This is a genomic window from Lichenihabitans sp. Uapishka_5 (genome assembly GCF_033947565.1).
Classification (GTDB): domain Bacteria; phylum Pseudomonadota; class Alphaproteobacteria; order Rhizobiales; family Beijerinckiaceae; genus Lichenihabitans.
Genome location: NZ_JARPVX010000233.1, coordinates 1 through 549, shown reverse-complemented (window position 1 = coordinate 549; position 549 = coordinate 1). Strand labels below are relative to the sequence as shown.

Annotated in this window: 1 protein-coding gene; it reads left to right on the top strand. The window is 68.9% G+C overall.

Features of this window, described 5'->3' with window-relative positions; genetic code table 11:
- Positions 1-71 precede the first annotated feature (71 nt).
- Positions 72-549 (top strand): transposase (locus P7D22_RS23385; protein ID WP_319936631.1); only part of this gene is annotated, 478 nt, incomplete at its 3' end.

Here is a 549-nt window from a genome sequence, read left to right as displayed (position 1 = left end):
CGTAGTCTCCGGGGTGCTGAACCCTGACATCGCCGGCGTTGGAGCGCCGGCGTGAGAATGGAAACCACGCCTTGGCACATCCTACCACATCGCCGCCCACTGAGGGCGCGTTCCTATTTGACGGCTGGTTTGATCCGATCGAAGCCGGCCTGCGCACCCGGGTTCGAGGCTTCATCGAAACCTTGCTGGAGGAGGAACTCACCGCAGTTCTGTCGCGACCGCGCTATGGCCGTCACGCCGGCGAGGTCGCCGACACGGATCCTGGCGCCCGGGTTCCTGGCCACCGGCATGGACACCGCACGCGGCACCTGACCGGCAGCTTCGGGCCGACCGCGATCACGGTGCCCCGAGCACGCCTCACGGAGCCGGACGGGACGACGCGCGAGTGGAAGAGCGCGGCCTTGCGCAGCTATCAGCGCCGGACGCAGGCCGCCGACGCGCTGATCGCTTCCGCGTATCTCGCCGGCACCAATACACGGCGCGTACGCCGCGCGCTCGCCGCGGTGTTCACGGACGGGGTCGGCAAGGATGTCGTGAGCCGCGTATGGC